We start from the raw sequence: 15,844 nt of genomic DNA on the forward strand, positions 1-15,844 counted from the left end.
CGTCCACATAGACCGGCGGCCGCACGGCCGCCTCACGAGAAGGAGAACAGCATGACGCAGACACAGGCGCTCGAACTGTCCGAGGCGCAGCAGGCGCTCGATGCCGCCCAGCGCGACAAGGCGCAGCTGGACGAACGGATTGAGGCCCTCGAGGAGCGGGTGCGCGAGGGGAACGAGCAGAGCGCTATCGAGGAGTTGGGCCGTCAGTGGGCCGCGCGCCGGCGGGTCGAGCTGAGGCAGGAAGCTGCGGAACAGATGGTGCGCGAGGCTGAGGCGGCGGAGCTGGCGCAGAAGCGGCGGGAGGCGGAGGCCGCGGCGCAGGCCGACCTCGATGAGCTGGGGGTGCCGGTGCTGGCGGAGGCGTTCGAGGACGCGGTGCGTGCCCTGGATCGGCTGCAGCAGCTCGGGGATGCCCGGCAGGCCGCCATCGAGCGGCACGCCAAGGTGTTCGTCGACCTGGAGATGACGGGCCCGATCGTGCACAGGGAGGGCGACTGGACTGTGTACGAGGTGGCCGGCTCCCGGTTCGACACCTCCCAGGACCGGTGTTCGGGCAGTGCGCTGCTGGAGCTGTTGGATGCGGAGCGGGCGCGTCGGGCGCAGATCCCGGCCCGGGTGGCGCGGGGCTTCGCGCCGCCCGAGGTGCTGCCGCACCCGGTGACCCTGCACATCGACGAGCAGCAGGCGGAGGCCAGCAAGTGAGCGCGCGGCAGGAGGGCAATGTGGACGAGCTGGAGGTGCGCCGCTTGAGTCTGGCGGTCGGGCTGGCGACGGCCCGCCGGGACGAGCAGGCCCTGATGGGGTTGCTGTCGGGCTTGGATCCAGACGTGGCCGGGGCTCTGCTGGTGGGGCTGGCGACGTCGTGGGTGGGGGTGCTTGAGTTGCTGCTGGCGGAGCAGGGCCACGCGGACCCGGGCGCCGCGGTCCTGGAGTTGCTGCGGCAGGAAGCCCTCGAAGCCGCAGCCGAGTAGCCCCCGCCCGGCCTGCGCCCGGCTGCCACTCCACGGCGGCCGGGCGCAGTGTCTTGTTCAACCAGCCTGGCGTCGGTCGGCTTGCCGTCGACGGATGTACGGTGCCGTCAGGCGCAGGATGTTGTTTGCCGCGACCCGTAGGCGCTCGAGTTCCTCGGGGCTCGTCTCCCGTGCCTTCGGGTTGATGTCCGCGAGGGGCTCCGCCTGGTCGATGATGCTGTTGAGCAGGTGCCGCAGGTCGGCTGTCGCCGAGTCTTGCCAGCTCTCATCGTCCCGACGCCAGCGCAGCTTCTCCCGGAGCCGGTCTATCTCGCGCTGCTGGTCGACGATCAGCTGCAAGTTGCCGGCAGCCTCCAGCAGGCTGGTACGCAGGCACCGCTCGGAGCAGTAGACCGTCTCGATGTCGGTGGGCCGGTTGGCGCCTGGAGCCTTGATCTGGCCTTGCTCGTGGACTCGGAGCCAGCCGCGCTTGCACCTCTGGCCGCAGCGTCGGCACTTCCGTTCGGTGATGCTGGGCATGGAGCCCCTTCCGTTGGTCCTGCTACGAAAGGGTATGAGGGGGCACCGACAATCCGCAGATGTGGATAACTGGCCTGCCTTGCAAGGCGGGTGGGGGTACCCCCTAACCGCATGAGGGATGCGATGGTACGCCTCTCTGTGGGCACGAGAGCGGCCCGCCTGCCGGATTTCCGGCGTGGCGGGCCGTTCGCCGTTCCTGCGCCCATACAGCCGCACCGTGGGCCTATGCGGGGAGTTCCCGGCCAGCCCACTGACTTCCCCGAAGGAAGTAAGTCGGAAAGGGTCCTCGCTGGTGAGTACCCTTTCGCCATGCTGCGGTGCGGCCGGCCGGGAGCACAGGTGCCGCCGCCTGTCAGCTCGGTACGAGAGTGATCTGCGCCGGTGTGACGTCCAGCCGCATCCCGTACTTGGCGAGCACCTGCTCGACCTCGGCGGCGCAGGCCTGCATACGCTGCTGCTCGTCCTCGGCGACCAGCCGCCGCGCCTCAGCCAACGGATCCGACTCCGGGTCAGGCTGCTGCGATGGTGACAGTGTTGCCACTGGGCCCCCTCCACTTCAGTGCGCCACCCTCGGCGAAGAGCACGCCGCCGTCGATGGGCGTACCCGTCGGCACGGTGGCCGCGTTGCCGATGGCGATGACTCCGACACCGCCGCCGAGGCTGGTCGTGTTCAGAGACAGGCTGGACACGGTCGCTGACGAGCGGCGGGCGACCAAGCCCGGGCCCAAGGTCACGTTGCCGGTCGACCGGCTGATGACGAACGGCGTGTCCAGCAGGGTGCCCGCGTCGTCGTAGCGGCCGACCTGGAAGTTCGATCCGACGTTGCTACCGGTCTCCGACTCCGAGGTCGAGCGGATCACCCAGCGCCGCCACTGCGGGTCGCCCTCCGGGTCACGGGAGAAGACAAGCCGCTTCTCCTGCCCGTTCGGACTGGTCAGCCGCATCTCCTGATTGTTGGTGCAGCGCACCACGAAGTCGGCGAGGTTCGTGGCGATCAGGGTCTTGTCGAGGCCGGCGATAGCGTTGTCCACGTTCGGGTTGCCGAACCGGACCTCGAACCGGGTCTCGATGCTGCCCGTGCTCGACGGGGTCTCCACCGACCAGTGCTTGTGGTTCGAGGCGTGGTTGTTGGCCTCCCAGTGCGCGCCGGCCCACACGACCGGCTTGAACGTGCCGACCGGCTCACGGTTGGCGTGGTAGCCGCCGGACGGGAAGTACCAGGCCTCCATCTGCTTGGAGTCTTTGCGCATCGCGAAGTGCCGGATCGTCTCGCCGTACGAGCCGACATGGGCGCGCTGGTAGGAGTACAGGTTCAGGCGGCCGGTCGAGTCGAACTGACCGAGCTGCCCGTCGTCCTCGCCGCCCGCGAAGCTGGACAGGATCGACAGGGCCTCGGCTGACCCGGCCTGCCCGAGCGGGTGGCCGGCGGGCGCGCCGTGCCGGTCGACGACCAGGGCGCCCGTCACCGTGCCGCCCGTATCCGATAGGGCCCCGGTGTCCGCGGCTTGCAGTTCGACGGCGCCCTGCTGGCCGTTGACGGACTGCACCAGGTTGGGGGCCGGGTCTCCCGGCTCACCCTGCGGGCCAGGCTCTCCGGGCGGTCCTGCGGCGCCGCGCGGGCCGGGGACGGCCACGTAGTTGGGTGTCTCGGGGCCCAGGGGCTGAATGGCGGAGAGGTCGGCCTCTGGCTGGTCCGCGGAGAGCATGATGGTGAAGGTCCGCCAGGGGCCGCCGTTGATCTGTTCGGCTACGCGCCACAGCCACCCTTGCGGGTTCATGCCGGGCAGGTCGTTGGGCAGCAGCTGGACGCCGACGGCGCCGGTGCTGTCGACGAGGTCTCCGTCGGAGTTGAAGGAGTAGTTGCCGGAGCCGGTGAAGACCTGCGGGTATCCGGGGACGGTGATGCGCTGCACGGTGGGGCTGAACCGCACTGTCCCGGAGACGGGGGCGCCGCCTGCGGGGCTGGTGGCGCGATAGGTGACCCGCGTGGTGGGCAGGCCGGGCGGGAAGCTCATGGGCTCTCCTGACGGGGTTATGCGCTGGCGCGGTCGGGGTGGGAGCGGCCGGCGTCGTCGACAGCGGCGGCGTACAGCTGGCGGCATTCCGGGAGTGTGAGCCGCAGGGTGTCGGCGAGGGCTTCGGCGACCGCCAGCGACGGGCAGCGCTGCGCCGCCTCCAGCTTCGAGACGAGGGGCTGCTGGACCCCGGCGAGCCGGGCCGTCTCGGTCTGGCTGAGTCCGGCGCGCAGGCGGGCGTCCCGCAGCAGCGGCCCGAGCTCCGGTGGAGGCATCCGACGCACCCGCACAAGCATCTTCGAATTCATGGCAGATCACCTCTCTCGCCAACGAATCTTAGGTCAAACAGTCCCTAGGGATTAGAATCGTGTGCTAGGTGCCCGGTTCTCCCCTCGGGCCGGTCTGGAACCGGGCGCCGTACTCGACCTACAGGAGCGCGGCATGGCGGAAGCGACGGTTGTCGGCAGGACCCGGGTGTCGATCACCCCGGACGTGTCGCAGGTCGGCCCGACCCTCAAGGTCGAGTTGCCCAAGGTCGTGCGCCCTGCCGCGGAGAAGGCCGGCGATGTCATCGCCGACACCATCAGCCGCAGGGTCCGCGAGGCCACAAGGAGGATGCGGCCGGTCATCAAGGTCGGTATCGACCTCGACACCGCGCCCGCGAAGACGAAGCTCGACAAGCTGACGAAGCCCCGCACGGTCAAGGTCACCGCCCAGGTCGACGACAAGGCGGCCCGGACCACCCTCGACAAGCTCACCCGCGACCGCACCGTAAAGGTCCGGGTCGACCTCGACACGGCGGGCACCAAGAGCCAGCTGGACAAGCTCGTCAAGACGCGCACCGCCAAGATCGAAGCGAAGGTCGACGACCGGGCCGCGAAGACCGCGCTCACCCGGCTCAGCGCCGACCGCACCGTCAAGGTCGGCGTCACTCTCGACGACCGGGGCGCGCGTACCAGCCTGGACCGGCTCACCCGCGACCGCACGGTGAAGGCCCGGGTCGACGTCGACGACCGGGCCGCCCAAGCGAAGCTGCGCAGCATCCTCGGGCAGCGCACTGTCGACGTCCTCCCGAAGGTCCAGCAGGCCGCGTACAGGCAGGCGGAGCGGCAACTGGACCGGCTGTGCCGGGACCGCGTCGTCAACATCCGCGCCTCGGTCGATACCAGGGTCGGCGCGCAAGAGATCAAGAACCTCACCCAACGCCGCAAAGTCCGCATCGACGTCGACGTCGACACCAGAGTCGGCGCAGACAGCCTCGCCAACCTCACCCGGCGCAGGCAGATGACCATCCAAGCCCGCGTCGACACCGCCGGTGCAGCCAGAACCCTCGCCACCCTCACGCGTGACCGCACCGTCAACGTTCGCCTCCGCTCCCGCGGCGCCAACGCCTTGACGTCCGACCTGGCCGGCATCGGCGACAGCGGTAGCGGCAGCAGCCTCGGCCTCGGCCTGCTCACCAACAAGGTCACGTTGATCACTGGGGCGATCCTGTCCGCGCTGCCTGCCGTCGCCTCCTTCAGCGCCGCGCTTGCCCAGCTCGGGCCGCTCGCCGCGACCGCAGCGCCCGCGCTCGGCGTACTCGTCGGCGGGTTCGCCGCACTGAAGCTGGGCACAGTCGGCGTCGGCGATGCGATCAAGGCCGCGTTCGACGGCAGCGACGACAGCGCCAAGCAGGCCGCCGCCTCCGTCAAGCAAGTCGAGACCGCCCAGCGTCAGCTCGCCAACGCCCACCGCGGCGTCTCGGACGCCGAACGCGCCCTCACCAACGCGCAACGCGACGCCCGCCGCGCGCAGGACGAACTGTCCATCGCACGCAGGCAGGCCGTCCGCGACATCGAAGACATGAACGCCGCCCTCCGCAAGGGCCGCTTGGACGAGAAGCAGGCTGCGCTCGACGTACAGCAAGCCGAACTCGACCTGGAGAAAGTCCGGTCGGATCCGACAGCCACCCAGCTGCAGATCCAGCAGGCCGACCTCGCCCTGCAGAAGGCGCGCGCCAACGTCGAAGAGCAGTCCCGGCAGCAGAAGCGGCTCACCACCGACACGGCGGCGGCGAACAAGGCCGGCGTCGAAGGCTCCGACATCGTGGTCAAGGCGAAGGAGCGGATCCGGCAGGCGAACGAGCAGGTCGCCAACCAGGAACGCGCCCTCGCCGACGCCCACCGTGCCGTCGCTGACGCGGCAAAGAACCTCGCGGAGGCGCAGAAGAACGCGGCCGAGCAGACGTCGAAGCTCGACGAGGCGATGGCCAAGCTCAGCCCGAACGCGCGCGGCTTTGTGCGCACCTTGCAGGAGATGGCCCCGGCGTGGGGTGCGATGCGCCTCGACGTGCAGGACAGCCTGTTCGCCGGGCTGGGGGCGCGTCTCCAGGCGGTGGGCGGGCAGGTGCTGCCGACGGTCCGGTCCGGGCTGATGGGGATCGCCGGCCAGCTCAACCTGACCGGCAAGAACGCCCTCGACGCGGTGGCGAACCTGGAGAAGGCCGGGACGCTCAAGCAGGTCTTCGACGGGATCAAGCAGTCCTTCTCCAACCTCAGCCGCATCCCCGGCCAGATGGTCACCGCGTTCGGACAGCTCAGCGTCGCCGCGCGGCCCGCGTTCGACCGCATGACCGGCGGGCTCGCCGAAACCATGGACAAGCTCATGGGCAAGCTCGAGAAAGGCTTCAAGTCCGGCCGGCTCGAGGAGGCCATCAGCACCGCGTTGGACGTTGCGGTGAAGTTCGGGCGGGTCCTTGCCGACTTGGGCGGCATCATCTCCGGCATCCTCAAGGCCGCGAGCGCTGCGGGTGGGGACTTCTTCGGCGTCATCGGTGCGGCGTTGAAGCAGATCCACAAGGTCATCGACAGCCCGGAAATCCAGAAGGCGCTCACCGAGATCTTTAAGGCGCTCAATGCGGTCGCCGGGCTGCTGGCTGGGGCGTTGGGGCAGACGATCCAGGCGCTGCTGCCGATCCTCGCGCAGCTGTCCCCGTCGGTTATCGAGATCACGAAGCTGCTCGGCCCGGTCATCACTCAGGTCATCAAGGATCTGGGCGCGGCGCTCGCCCCCGTAGCCAAGGCCCTCGGTCCGGTGCTGGTGGCGGCGGCGCAGGCGATCGGTGACCTGGTCCTTGCGATCTCCCCGCTGCTCCCGGTGGTCGGGGATCTGGTCGCGGCGTTGCTGCCGGCGCTGGTGCCGCTGATCCAAACCGTCGGCAAGATCTTCCAGAAGCTCGCGCCGGTCGTGGAGATCATCGCCAATCTGCTGGGCGTCACCCTGCGGCCCGTGATCGAGGCGCTGGCCGGGGTTCTCGTCGAGATCGCGATGGCGTTCGCCGATCAGTTCCTGGCGATCCTCCAGCAGCTCATGCCGGTCATCCCGGAGCTCATCCCCGTCGTGATCCAACTCGCGAAGAGTATTACGGAGATCCTGCTCGCCGTCACACCCCTGCTGCCGCAGTTGATGATGTTCGGGGCGCAGCTCATGACGCAGCTGCTGCCCGCGCTGCTGCCGCTTGTCGGCCCGCTCACCCAGTTGATCCTGCTGCTCACCCAGTTCGCCACCTGGGTGATCATGAAGATCGTCGTTCCGGCGATGCAGAAGCTGATCGACTTCCTCGGTTGGCTCAAGGAGAAGATGAAGCCCGCCGTCGACGCGGTGAAGTGGGTGACGGAGAAGATCGCCGCCGCGTTCCAATGGGTGTACGACGTCCTCCTCGGGCACAGCATCATCCCGGACATTGTCAACGGCACCGTGGGTTGGTTCCTGCGCCTGCTGAAGCGTGGCAAGGAGATCGCCCGCGACATCAAGGATGCGGTGGTCGGGAAGTTCAACGACCTCAAGGACGGCGCCACAAAGGTGTGGGACGACTTCTGGGGCGGCATCAAGGCCATCGCATCCGCTGCGCGCAAGCTCGTCACCGACGGCGTGAGCGACTGGGGCGACAAGCTCAAGGAGATGTTCGGCACCATCCGCGACGGTGTCGGCAAGATTTGGGACGGCATCAAGGGCCTGGTGAAGGCACCGATCAAGTTCTGGATCGACGTCGTCTACAACAACGGCATCGTCCCGGTCTGGAACCACACGGCGGCGAGGATCCCGGGCGTCGATCCGCTGAAGGAAATGCCGATGCCCAAGGGCTTCGCCCGCGGTGGCGTCCTCCCCGGTTGGTCCACGTGGCGCGACGGCGACGACCAGCTCGTCCCCATGCGGCGCGGCGAAGGCGTGTACGTCTCCGAAGCCATGCGCGACCCCTACGAGCGCGCCCGGCTCCACGCCGTCAACCAGGCAGCCATGGCCGGACAATCCCTCAGCAGGTTCCGCGGCTTCTCCGAAGGCGGCATCTTCGGATCGATCGGCGACGGCATCGTCAACACCGTCGCCAGCGTCTTCAAGGGCGCCAACGTCGTCCGCGGCGAACTCGGCGAACTCGCCTCCAAGGCCTTCAAGCCCGTCAAGTCCGGCATCAAGAAAGCCCTCGGCACCAACACGAGCACCTGGCCCGGCATGGTCGCCGGTGCACCCATCCACCTCATCGACAAGGCCATCGACTTCATCCGCGGCAAGGACACCCCGCCCGAGGGCACCGGATCGTGGATCAAGCCGGTCAACGCGGCGTTCGGCACGCGCTTTGGAGTCGCCGGCCGCATGTGGTCGTCGGGCCACCACACCGGCCTGGACTTCCCCGCACCCACCGGTACGAAGATCGTGGCTGTCGACGCCGGCACCGTCGAGTCGGCCACGTCGGGCGGGCCCTACGGCAAGCACATCCTCGTCCAGCACGGCGGCGGGCTCGCCTCCCTGTACGCGCACATGTCCGCGATGGTCGCCAAGGCGGGCGAGACCATCAAGCAGGGCGGCAGGGTCGGCAGCGTGGGCGCGACCGGCAACGTCACCGGCCCGCACCTCCACCTCGAAGCCCGCGTCAACGGCCGCCCGGTGGACCCGATGCCGTACCTGACCGGGCCCACCGGCGACGGCGGCACCGGCGTGCAACGCTGGCGGGGCGTCGTCGAGCAGGCCCTCGGCCAGGTCCACCAGTCGCTCGGCCTCGTCAACACCACGCTACGGAGGATGAACCAGGAGAGCGGCGGCAACCCGCGCGCCGTCAACCTCTGGGACTCCAACGCCAAGGCCGGCCACCCGTCCGTGGGCCTCATGCAGGTCATCCGCGGCACGTTCGAGGCCTACGCCGGGAAGTACAAGAAGACTGGCCCGTTCATGTACGGCGTGTCCGTCGACCCGCTCGCGAACATTTACGCCTCGATGAAGTACGCGCTCGCCCAGTACGGCAGCCTGAGCAGGGCCTACAACCGGCCCGGCGGGTACGCGCGCGGCGGCGTGGTCGGCGTGCACGTCAACCGTGGCCTCCCGCGCGGGTACGCCAAGGGCGGGACCATCACCGTCGGCGGCAAGCGCATCGACACCGGCCCCCTCGCCGCCTCGGTGGGTGGGGACTTCCTCAAGCAGCTCGCCGGGACCGCCTCGGCGATTGACGCGGCGATGACGAGGGTCGCTACGGCGATCCGCAACGCGTTCAAGGGCGTCAAGACGACGATCGACGACAAGCTGCTCGCGAAGATCAGCGCGAGCACCGCTCAGCTCAAGGCCCTCGCGAAGCAGCGCGACGACATCGCCGCGAAGATCGCCGCCGCCAACCAGTTGGCAGCCGACGCTACCGGGCAGGCGGTCCAGTACACGGCCATGACCAGCCTGCCGAACAGCGGGCTGACGTTCGACGCGTCCGGCATCCTCGCAGGATTGAACGTCCGCCTCGGCCAGCTGAAGAAGTTCGGCGCCAACCTCACGACGCTCGCCAAGCGGGGCCTGTCGAAGACGCTGCTGCAGCAGCTCATCTCCGCCGGACCCGAGCAGGGCGCCGCCTACGCCCAGGCCCTCGTCGACGCCACGCCCGAGATGCTCAAGCAGATCAACACCACCCAGGCGTCCATCGACAAGGCAGCCTCGCAGTACGGCAAGGACGCCGCCGACGCCATGTACGACGCCGGCGTCAACTCCGGCAAGGGGTACCTGACGGGTCTCGCCTCGACGCAAAAGGCCATCGAGGCGCAGATGGCGAAGATCGCAAAGAGCATCCAGAAGACCATCAAGGTCGAACTGAAGATCAAGAGCCCGTCGCAGGTGCTCGCCGCGCTCGGCCGCTTCACCGGCCTCGGGTTCGCGCGCGGCGTCGAGCGGACCGTCCCCGACGCGCAGGCCGCCGCCGTCCGCATGGCCGGGGCGGTCCGTCGCACGGCCGCCGCCACCGCGGCCCGGATCCAGCAGCAGCAGACGATCAACAACAGCGACCGCGTCCTCAACTACCACGCGACCACCCGCGAAGTCGCCTCCCGTAAGAGCGTCCTCGACGCGCTCGCCATCGACGACATGCTGCACCGAACGGTGGTGGTGGGGGGCTGAAGCCTGGGCAGGCTGGCCGGGCGCTAGGCATGGGGCGGCCAGCCGCGCCCACAGAGCCCCCGCCGGGAGGCGCGGGCACGCGGAGGCCCCCAGGCGCCTGAGGAACGCCTGGGGGCCTCTGCCGGGCTCCGGCCGGATGTCCCGACCGGGGCCCTGCCCGTGCCCGGCCTGCCATCCGGCCGGGTCCGGGAGTTCACTGGGACCAGCGGTAGCCCGCGGTATCCGTGATGGATCGGCGGCCGTTGTAGTAGTCCACGTGCTCGTCGCCGTGGCCCGGGCGTCGGGTGCAGCGGCCGCCCCCGCTGGGGCGCGGCACCCCGCAGTACCCCGCTGCATGGCTGGCGGCGAGTGCTGCTGCTTCGTCCTGGGTCTTCTGCCTGCTCACCGGCGCCCCTCCTTGATGAGCCGGTTGAGGGCGCGGCCGATCTCGCAGCCGGGCGCGCTGTCCTCGCACTCCGGGCACGGGCCGGGATGCACGTGGTCCAGGAGCGCCCGGTAGGCGCGCGTGCGGATGCAGGGGCGGCAGGCGCGCGGATACCAGCGCATCCTGGAGCTATCGGCGTCGCTGGAGAGCGGGCTCATCTGCTCACCGAGGTCGATCGCGGTCTCGGAGGTGAGCGGGCCACGGCGGCACCACAGGCAGTGCCGGCCGCGTACCTGGCCGTCGCGCAGGGCATCGAGCGTGGGCAGGTTGAGCAGTTCCAGGGCGGCGGCCGGGACCTCCAGTAAGGCCTCTGCCGCGGGCGGGGTGGGGACTGTACGGTTCGTCATGTCGACTCCTCGCAGTCGGCCAACCCCCGGGCCCTGCCAGGCCGCGGGGGTTACTTGTGCCTCCGGACTGTACGCCTACTTGGTACGTCTTGGTACGTCCTCGGACGGCCTAGGCAGATCTATGCCCACACGGGTGGTGCTCTTACGGTCACAGCATGATCGAACTGGACCGGGACGCCATGACGCCGCTGTACGTGCAGCTGGCCAACGTGCTGCGCGACCGGATCCGGAGCGGAGAGATCCCGATGGGCCGGCGGCTGCCGTCGCAGGCTGAACTTGAAGCAGAGACGGGCGGCGTGGTGTCGCGGCGCACGATCAAGAGCGCGCTCGAGGTGCTCGCCGATGAGGGCCTGGTGCAGGGCGTACAGGGCAAGGGCGTGTTCGTCGTTGCCCTCCCCGACACGCCGGAGGGTACGGAGTAGCGCGTACCCCTGAGATGCAGAACGGCCCCCGCCTCGGAGAGCCGAGACGAGGGCCTTGCGTGTGCTCAGCGGCTTCCGGCGGCGTGGTGCAGCCGTCCGGGCCGGGAAGTCGGGCGGGCGTTCGGCGTAGATGGGGTCAGACAGCCTTCGCCGCGGGCCGAACGTCTTCCGCCGGCCGGGGCGCCGGGATCTCGCCCGCGGGGTTGGTCATGATCCGGCGGAGTTCTTCGACGAGTTCGTCGGTCGGCTCCGGGGCCGCCGCGACGAGTTCGTGGATGTGGGTGATGGTCTCGTCGCCGAGGATGGCGCGACGTTCCTCGCGGGTCACGCGGCGACGACCGGAACGCGCCTGATGCTGGCACGGAGGTTGCTGATCATGATCAGATACGTGCCACGGCTAAGGCATCGCCGACCCGCTCGATCGACGGGTTTGACTCATCGTTCACACCGCTCTCGCATGTTCGTCGCCGGTGGTCAGCCTCCCGGCGGTGGTCGGGGCACGGGCCGCCGCGGGTGTACTCGGGGCGGCCTGGGACGCTGCAGATCGTGAGAGATCGACCGCGAGCCATGGAACCTCCGGTGTTGTCACGATCCGGGTACGGGCGAGGTGCTGTGCCTGCGGGGGCTGGGATGCTGCCGGGCATGGGTGAAGAGTCTGTGAGCGAGCCGTCCGCTGTGCCGTCCGATCCTGCTGTGTCTCCGCGTGCATCCCGTCGCCGTGTCTGGTGGGTGGCGGCGGCTGCCGGGGTGGCGGGGCTGGTGGTGGGTGCCGGGGCTGTGGGCCTGGCTTGGGGCCTGTCGGGGGACAGGGCAGGGAAGGCGCCGGCGGCGTCCAAGCCGGTGGAGGCCTTCACTATGAAGGGCACCGTGAAGCTGGTGCTCCCCCTGGCGGAAGCGATGCAGAAGTTGAATCAGGGGGGCCAGTGCATGCCGCGCCGTGGCGGCCTGTACGCGGACATTCAGGAAGGCGCCACCGTGACGGTGTACAGCGCCGACGGGAAGGTGCTCGCAACGGGCGAGCTCCAGGAGGGCGTGCCCGGTAGCACGGACTGCGCGTTCCCCTTCGCCGCCGACGGCGTGCCCGAGGGCGAGAAGTTCTACCAGGTGGAGGTCGAACACTCGGGGAAGAAGCCGGTGCCGGCGGAGGAGGCTCGCGGGGGCGATGTCCTCGTCGAGCTCAAGCTGGGCTGAGTGGCAGCCTCCGAGGATGACGAAGGCCCCGCTGGTGGGCGGGGCCTCGGGATGTCTGTGGTGCGGGGCCGGAGTCGAACCGGCGTCCATGCCGGGCGTGACCCCGTGCCCCGCCGCTGCGTGGTGCGCGGCGGGGGCTGGGGGTGGTGGGCAGCGTCGCTCGACGTCAGCGATCAGAAGTCGGTTCGGGACGCCTTGATGGCTTTGCACTCAAGCTTCTTGGCGTCCTTGATCTCGTCCGCGTTCACCAGCGCACCAGCGTTCTTGTCGGTGAACTTCTGGCCCGGGGCGAGGTTCTCGGCGGTTGACATGAAGTCGTCGACCTTCTTGCCGTCGACCAGGACCTCGCCCTCAACGAAGTACGAGTATCGGCGGTCGCCGTTGTTGGCGTAGTCGACGTGGATGGCCATCTCCTTGATGTCGAAGTCGCCGGTGACCACGTCGCACTTAGTGACCTTGAAGTCCTTCATGACCTCGGACTCCTTGGCGCCGCCGGTCTTGGACTTACCGTCGCCGACGGTGGCGGAGTCATACGACTTGTCCACCTCCGCACTGACCTTGTCGACAGCGGAGAAGAACAGGGCGTTCATGGCGAAGAACATCACGATCGCTACGGCCGACGTGACGAGGCCGGTGATGCCAGCGCCCTTGCCCTTGCTGACCTTGCCCGCCTTGGACAGACCGATGGCGCCGAAGATGATGCCAAGGATCGCGAGCGGCCAGACGACAACGTTGAGGACGGGGACGAAGCTGACTACGACGGCGATGATGCCGAGGACGAGTGCGGTGGTGGCCAGGCCGTTGCTGCCGGGCTGCTGCGGCTCGCCGTAGCCGGACTGCTGGGGCTGCGGGTGCTGCTGCTGGTTCATGGTCCCCCCTGGGGCTTGCTTTGTGACTTGCGGGTGTGTGACTAGTGAAGGAGCTGTGTGGTTGCGCCGATCCGGTGTTATTAACCTGATCGTGATGAACCGCTCCATCGGGGGCTGTCAGTGAGTGAGCTTGCGGTGGGCGTCAGAGAGGCCGTTTCCGGGGGCACTTGAAGGTCCCTGGAAGCGGCCTCACTGCCTCACTAGATCACCGTTTCCCCTGATCACACCAGTGAGGTGATCTAGTGAGGCCGGTAGTGGAAAGTCACTGCCCACTGGCGGGTCACTGAGCCTCGGCGAGCTCCTCCGCGCGCCGCTCCAGAGCGCGCTCGACGCTTTCCCGGCGCACGACGGGGTAGCCGTCGTAGGTGCCGGGCTCCTCGCCGTACTCGGCCAGCAGTGCCTTCAGCCGGCCGCCGGTCCAGTGCTCGTAGACGGCGTGGTTGCGGGCCTTCAGGCGGTGCAGGACCTCGGAGGTGCGCACACGCTTCTCGGTGGTGCTGACGACTGCGGCCAGGTCGGCGAGGTGGTCGACCGGCTGCACTATCTCCAGCTTGTGCACGGTGGCGACGTCCGCGCGGCGGGCCTTGGCCCGGTCGGTGAGCGTCACGGCGTCCTCGCCGCTGATGAAGTGCGTGCGGACGGTGACGGAGGCCTGGCCGGGCTCCATGTCGATGCCCTCGCCTGCGACGACGAGCGTGCCCTTGTCGAGGCCGCGGCGCAGCTTGTGCGGGGCGGCGCCGGCGTCGACGGGGGCTTCGCCGAGGGCCATCTTGGCCTGGGACTCGGTGCCCAGGACGAGGGAGCCGCGGATGTGGTTGCCCTCGCGGGACCGCTTGGGCAGGTTCTCGTCGGTGGGGTCCTGGGTGCCTTCCCAGATGGTGACGTTGACGGCGCGGCCCTGGTCGTGGATGCGCTTGACGGCCTGGAAGTAGCGGCTGGTGGCCTTGCTGCCGCCGTAGGGGCGCCCGTCGGGGCCCTTGGCGCCGCAGCCGTAGGCGACCTGGGCTTCGTCGACGATGAGGACGATGGGCCGGAAGCGCTCGTCGGTGCGAGCCATCTCGCGGGTGACGCCGTCGGTGGCGCCGGACTGTTCCAGCAGGGCAATGCGCTTCTGCATCTCGTCGACGCCCCACTCGACCATGTCCACGGTCTGGGCGACGTGTTCGTCGGTGGGTCCCTGGATGAGGACCTCGGCCAGGCCGTCGAAGGGCCGCCAGTCGCCGACGCCCTTGAGGTCGGCGATGTAGAAGGCGACGGTCTCGTCCAGGGCCAGCCACAGGGCGAGCGCGCGTAGGGCGGCGGTCTTGCCCTGGTTGGACAGGCCGGTGAGCAGGATGTGGCGCTGCTTGACGGAGACGCCGGCGGCGTCTCCGCGCAGGTTCTGTCCCCAGGGTGCGGAGCCGGTGTAGTAGTCCGCGGTCGCGTCCTCGTCGAGCATCAGCGGGGACGGGCCGATGGGCTCGTCGAGGGCGCCGGAGTCGGCGATCCACAGGCGGACGGTGCGCGGGGCGGGCGGGATGGTGATGAACACCTCGTGCTCGTGCCGGTTGAGGTTCTCGGCGAGCTTGCGCCGCTTGGCCTGGATCTCCTCGGTGGAGACGCCCGAGGGCAGGGTGACGTCGACCTCGACGCCGCAACCGGCGATCTTGATGCCGGAAAGCATGGCGGCGCCGACGTCGCCCATGTTCTCGATGGCCTTGCGCAGGGCGGAAATGCCCAGGTCGCGGAAGGCGACGACGACGATGGACGGGGTGATGGTGTCGCCGAAGGTGCGGGCGCTGACGGGCAACGCCCACTGGGGGGCGGCGTGGCGGTGGCGGCCGACGGCCCAGACGGCGGCGAGGCCGATCCAGGGGGCGGCGGCGAGGAACGGGCCCCAGACGATCCCGGCGATGAACGCGACGGCCCGGACCAGGTCGACGACGGTTTCGATCGGGGTGAGGACGTCTCGGACGTCGTGGTTCGCCCAAGCGAGCAGGATGCCGAGCATGAGCAGGACGCCGCCGCCGGCGACGGCGCCGGAGGCAACGGCCTTGGGCGCGTTGAGGGCGAGCTGCAAGAGGTCCATGCGCCGCTTGTGCCGGGCGGCCCGGAACTGGTTGCCGCGGGCCTCCCACTCCTTGACCTCGTCGAGGAGTCCGGCGGCTTCTGCGGCGCGGATCATCCGCTCGTAGCGGGCGGTGGTGCGGCCGTCCCAGGCGCGGCGGGCGACGACGCGGGTGCCGCCGGCGACGTAGGACGCGTGGCGGACGGTGAGGCGTCCTGCGGTGCGGACGCGTTCGTCGGCGAGGGCAGCTTGGGCGATGCGGCGATAGCGGGCGCGGCGGCGTTCGGGACGGGTCGGGGACGCCTTGGACGCGGGGGCGTCCTGGCCGTCCTGGAGCGCGTCCTCTGGCGGTTTGATCAGGGTGACGGTCATGCTGGGGCTTCCTGCCTTCGGGTAGGGACCCGGGGACGGCCCTGCCTGGTCGTGGTGCGCCGTCCCCGGGGGTAGCTACTGCTGCTGCTTGCGGCGCCGGGCCTGGTCCTCGATGCGCTCGATGCGGCGCTTCAGGTCGCTGGTGTCCACGCGGTCGCTTCCGTCGTCGGCGAGGCCACGCTTGGCCATGCGGGCGACCAGCCCGGTGATGCGGGCCTTCTCGCCGAGGGTGAAGTCGCTGGGCTTGAGGTCGTCGGCCATG

15 protein-coding genes are annotated in these 15,844 nt (G+C 69.5%); 5 read left to right on the top strand and 10 right to left on the bottom strand.

The genetic code is table 11. The features are described from left to right. Window positions 1-51 precede the first annotated feature (51 nt). Together ACWC91_RS14305 and ACWC91_RS14310 are read left to right on the top strand one after the other, a co-directional pair. Window positions 52-702 carry a hypothetical protein gene (locus ACWC91_RS14305; protein WP_450641780.1) on the top strand — a complete coding sequence of 217 codons (651 nt, stop codon included), beginning with the start codon at window positions 52-54 and terminating at the stop codon, window positions 700-702. A 20-nt stretch (window positions 703-722) separates the two neighbouring features. Continuing rightward, window positions 723-971 (top strand): hypothetical protein, encoded by a 249-nt coding sequence (locus ACWC91_RS14310; protein WP_450641779.1) that lies wholly within the window; start codon window positions 723-725, stop codon window positions 969-971. Between the two features lie 57 nt (window positions 972-1,028). Here ACWC91_RS14310 and ACWC91_RS14315 read toward each other — a convergent pair whose 3' ends face one another. The 4 genes from ACWC91_RS14315 to ACWC91_RS14330 all read right to left on the bottom strand — a co-directional run bounded on the left by ACWC91_RS14315 (window position 1,029) and on the right by ACWC91_RS14330 (window position 3,780). Continuing rightward, window positions 1,029-1,490: a hypothetical protein gene (locus tag ACWC91_RS14315; RefSeq protein WP_450641778.1), complete on the bottom strand. Its 462-nt coding sequence runs from the start codon at window positions 1,488-1,490 to the stop codon at window positions 1,029-1,031. Between the two features lie 352 nt (window positions 1,491-1,842). Continuing rightward, a complete protein-coding gene (locus tag ACWC91_RS14320; RefSeq protein ID WP_450641777.1) occupies window positions 1,843-1,983 on the bottom strand; it encodes a hypothetical protein in 141 nt (46 codons plus the stop codon). Window positions 1,984-1,999: 16 nt separating this feature from the next. After that, window positions 2,000-3,505: a hypothetical protein gene (locus ACWC91_RS14325; protein ID WP_450641776.1), complete on the bottom strand. Its 1,506-nt coding sequence runs from the start codon at window positions 3,503-3,505 to the stop codon at window positions 2,000-2,002. Window positions 3,506-3,522: 17 nt separating this feature from the next. Beyond that, the gene (locus ACWC91_RS14330) at window positions 3,523-3,780 is read right to left on the bottom strand and encodes a helix-turn-helix domain-containing protein (RefSeq protein WP_450641775.1); all 258 of its coding nucleotides are present in this window, start codon (window positions 3,778-3,780) and stop codon (window positions 3,523-3,525) included. 166 nt (window positions 3,781-3,946) lie between these two features. Between ACWC91_RS14330 and ACWC91_RS14335 the strand changes: the two genes are divergently transcribed. After that, complete coding sequence (locus tag ACWC91_RS14335) at window positions 3,947-9,910, top strand: peptidoglycan DD-metalloendopeptidase family protein (protein WP_450641773.1); 5,964 nt, start codon at window positions 3,947-3,949, stop codon at window positions 9,908-9,910. A gap of 193 nt (window positions 9,911-10,103) precedes the next feature. Here the strand turns inward: ACWC91_RS14335 and ACWC91_RS14340 are convergent, their stop codons facing one another. Together ACWC91_RS14340 and ACWC91_RS14345 are read right to left on the bottom strand one after the other, a co-directional pair. Then, window positions 10,104-10,295: a hypothetical protein gene (locus ACWC91_RS14340; protein ID WP_450642464.1), complete on the bottom strand. Its 192-nt coding sequence runs from the start codon at window positions 10,293-10,295 to the stop codon at window positions 10,104-10,106. Continuing rightward, window positions 10,292-10,681 (bottom strand): hypothetical protein, encoded by a 390-nt coding sequence (locus ACWC91_RS14345; RefSeq protein ID WP_450642463.1) that lies wholly within the window; start codon window positions 10,679-10,681, stop codon window positions 10,292-10,294. Before ACWC91_RS14345 ends, ACWC91_RS14340 begins: the two co-directional genes overlap by 4 nt. A 155-nt stretch (window positions 10,682-10,836) precedes the next feature. Here ACWC91_RS14345 and ACWC91_RS14350 point away from each other — a divergent pair, with 155 nt between their 5' ends. Next, entirely contained in the window at window positions 10,837-11,103 is a 267-nt protein-coding gene (locus ACWC91_RS14350; RefSeq protein ID WP_450642462.1) for a GntR family transcriptional regulator, read from the top strand. A gap of 136 nt (window positions 11,104-11,239) precedes the next feature. On the opposite strand, the gene ACWC91_RS14355 is transcribed toward ACWC91_RS14350, so the two are convergent. Then, window positions 11,240-11,431 carry a hypothetical protein gene (locus ACWC91_RS14355; protein ID WP_450642461.1) on the bottom strand — a complete coding sequence of 64 codons (192 nt, stop codon included), beginning with the start codon at window positions 11,429-11,431 and terminating at the stop codon, window positions 11,240-11,242. A gap of 539 nt (window positions 11,432-11,970) precedes the next feature. Here ACWC91_RS14355 and ACWC91_RS14360 point away from each other — a divergent pair. After that, complete coding sequence (locus ACWC91_RS14360; RefSeq protein WP_450642460.1) at window positions 11,971-12,294, top strand: hypothetical protein; 324 nt, start codon at window positions 11,971-11,973, stop codon at window positions 12,292-12,294. A gap of 173 nt (window positions 12,295-12,467) precedes the next feature. Here the strand turns inward: ACWC91_RS14360 and ACWC91_RS14365 are convergent, their stop codons facing one another. The 3 genes from ACWC91_RS14365 to ACWC91_RS14375 all read right to left on the bottom strand — a co-directional run bounded on the left by ACWC91_RS14365 (window position 12,468) and on the right by ACWC91_RS14375 (window position 15,843). After that, window positions 12,468-13,163, bottom strand: a complete 696-nt coding sequence (locus ACWC91_RS14365; protein ID WP_450642458.1) for a DUF4190 domain-containing protein — start codon at window positions 13,161-13,163, stop codon at window positions 12,468-12,470. 280 nt (window positions 13,164-13,443) lie between these two features. After that, complete coding sequence (locus ACWC91_RS14370) at window positions 13,444-15,582, bottom strand: FtsK/SpoIIIE domain-containing protein (RefSeq protein WP_450642457.1); 2,139 nt, start codon at window positions 15,580-15,582, stop codon at window positions 13,444-13,446. 75 nt (window positions 15,583-15,657) lie between these two features. Next, window positions 15,658-15,843, bottom strand: a complete 186-nt coding sequence (locus ACWC91_RS14375; RefSeq protein WP_450642456.1) for a DUF6257 family protein — start codon at window positions 15,841-15,843, stop codon at window positions 15,658-15,660. Window position 15,844 lies beyond the last annotated feature (1 nt).

It is taken from the genome of Streptomyces sp. NPDC001204 (genome assembly GCF_053598035.1).

Bases quoted from the DNA above. Each gene is read 5' to 3' on its own strand.
- ACWC91_RS14345 (WP_450642463.1), bottom strand. From the start codon at position 10,681: ATGACGAACCGTACAGTCCCCACCCCGCCCGCGGCAGAGGCCTTACTG.
- ACWC91_RS14325 (WP_450641776.1), bottom strand. From the start codon at position 3,505: ATGAGCTTCCCGCCCGGCCTGCCCACCACGCGGGTCACCTATCGCGCC.
- ACWC91_RS14365 (WP_450642458.1), bottom strand. From the start codon at position 13,163: ATGAACCAGCAGCAGCACCCGCAGCCCCAGCAGTCCGGCTACGGCGAG.
- ACWC91_RS14305 (WP_450641780.1), top strand. From the start codon at position 52: ATGACGCAGACACAGGCGCTCGAACTGTCCGAGGCGCAGCAGGCGCTC.
- ACWC91_RS14330 (WP_450641775.1), bottom strand. From the start codon at position 3,780: ATGCCTCCACCGGAGCTCGGGCCGCTGCTGCGGGACGCCCGCCTGCGC.
- ACWC91_RS14370 (WP_450642457.1), bottom strand. From the start codon at position 15,582: ATGACCGTCACCCTGATCAAACCGCCAGAGGACGCGCTCCAGGACGGC.
- ACWC91_RS14315 (WP_450641778.1), bottom strand. From the start codon at position 1,490: ATGCCCAGCATCACCGAACGGAAGTGCCGACGCTGCGGCCAGAGGTGC.
- ACWC91_RS14350 (WP_450642462.1), top strand. From the start codon at position 10,837: ATGATCGAACTGGACCGGGACGCCATGACGCCGCTGTACGTGCAGCTG.
- ACWC91_RS14335 (WP_450641773.1), top strand. From the start codon at position 3,947: ATGGCGGAAGCGACGGTTGTCGGCAGGACCCGGGTGTCGATCACCCCG.
- ACWC91_RS14375 (WP_450642456.1), bottom strand. From the start codon at position 15,843: ATGGCCGACGACCTCAAGCCCAGCGACTTCACCCTCGGCGAGAAGGCC.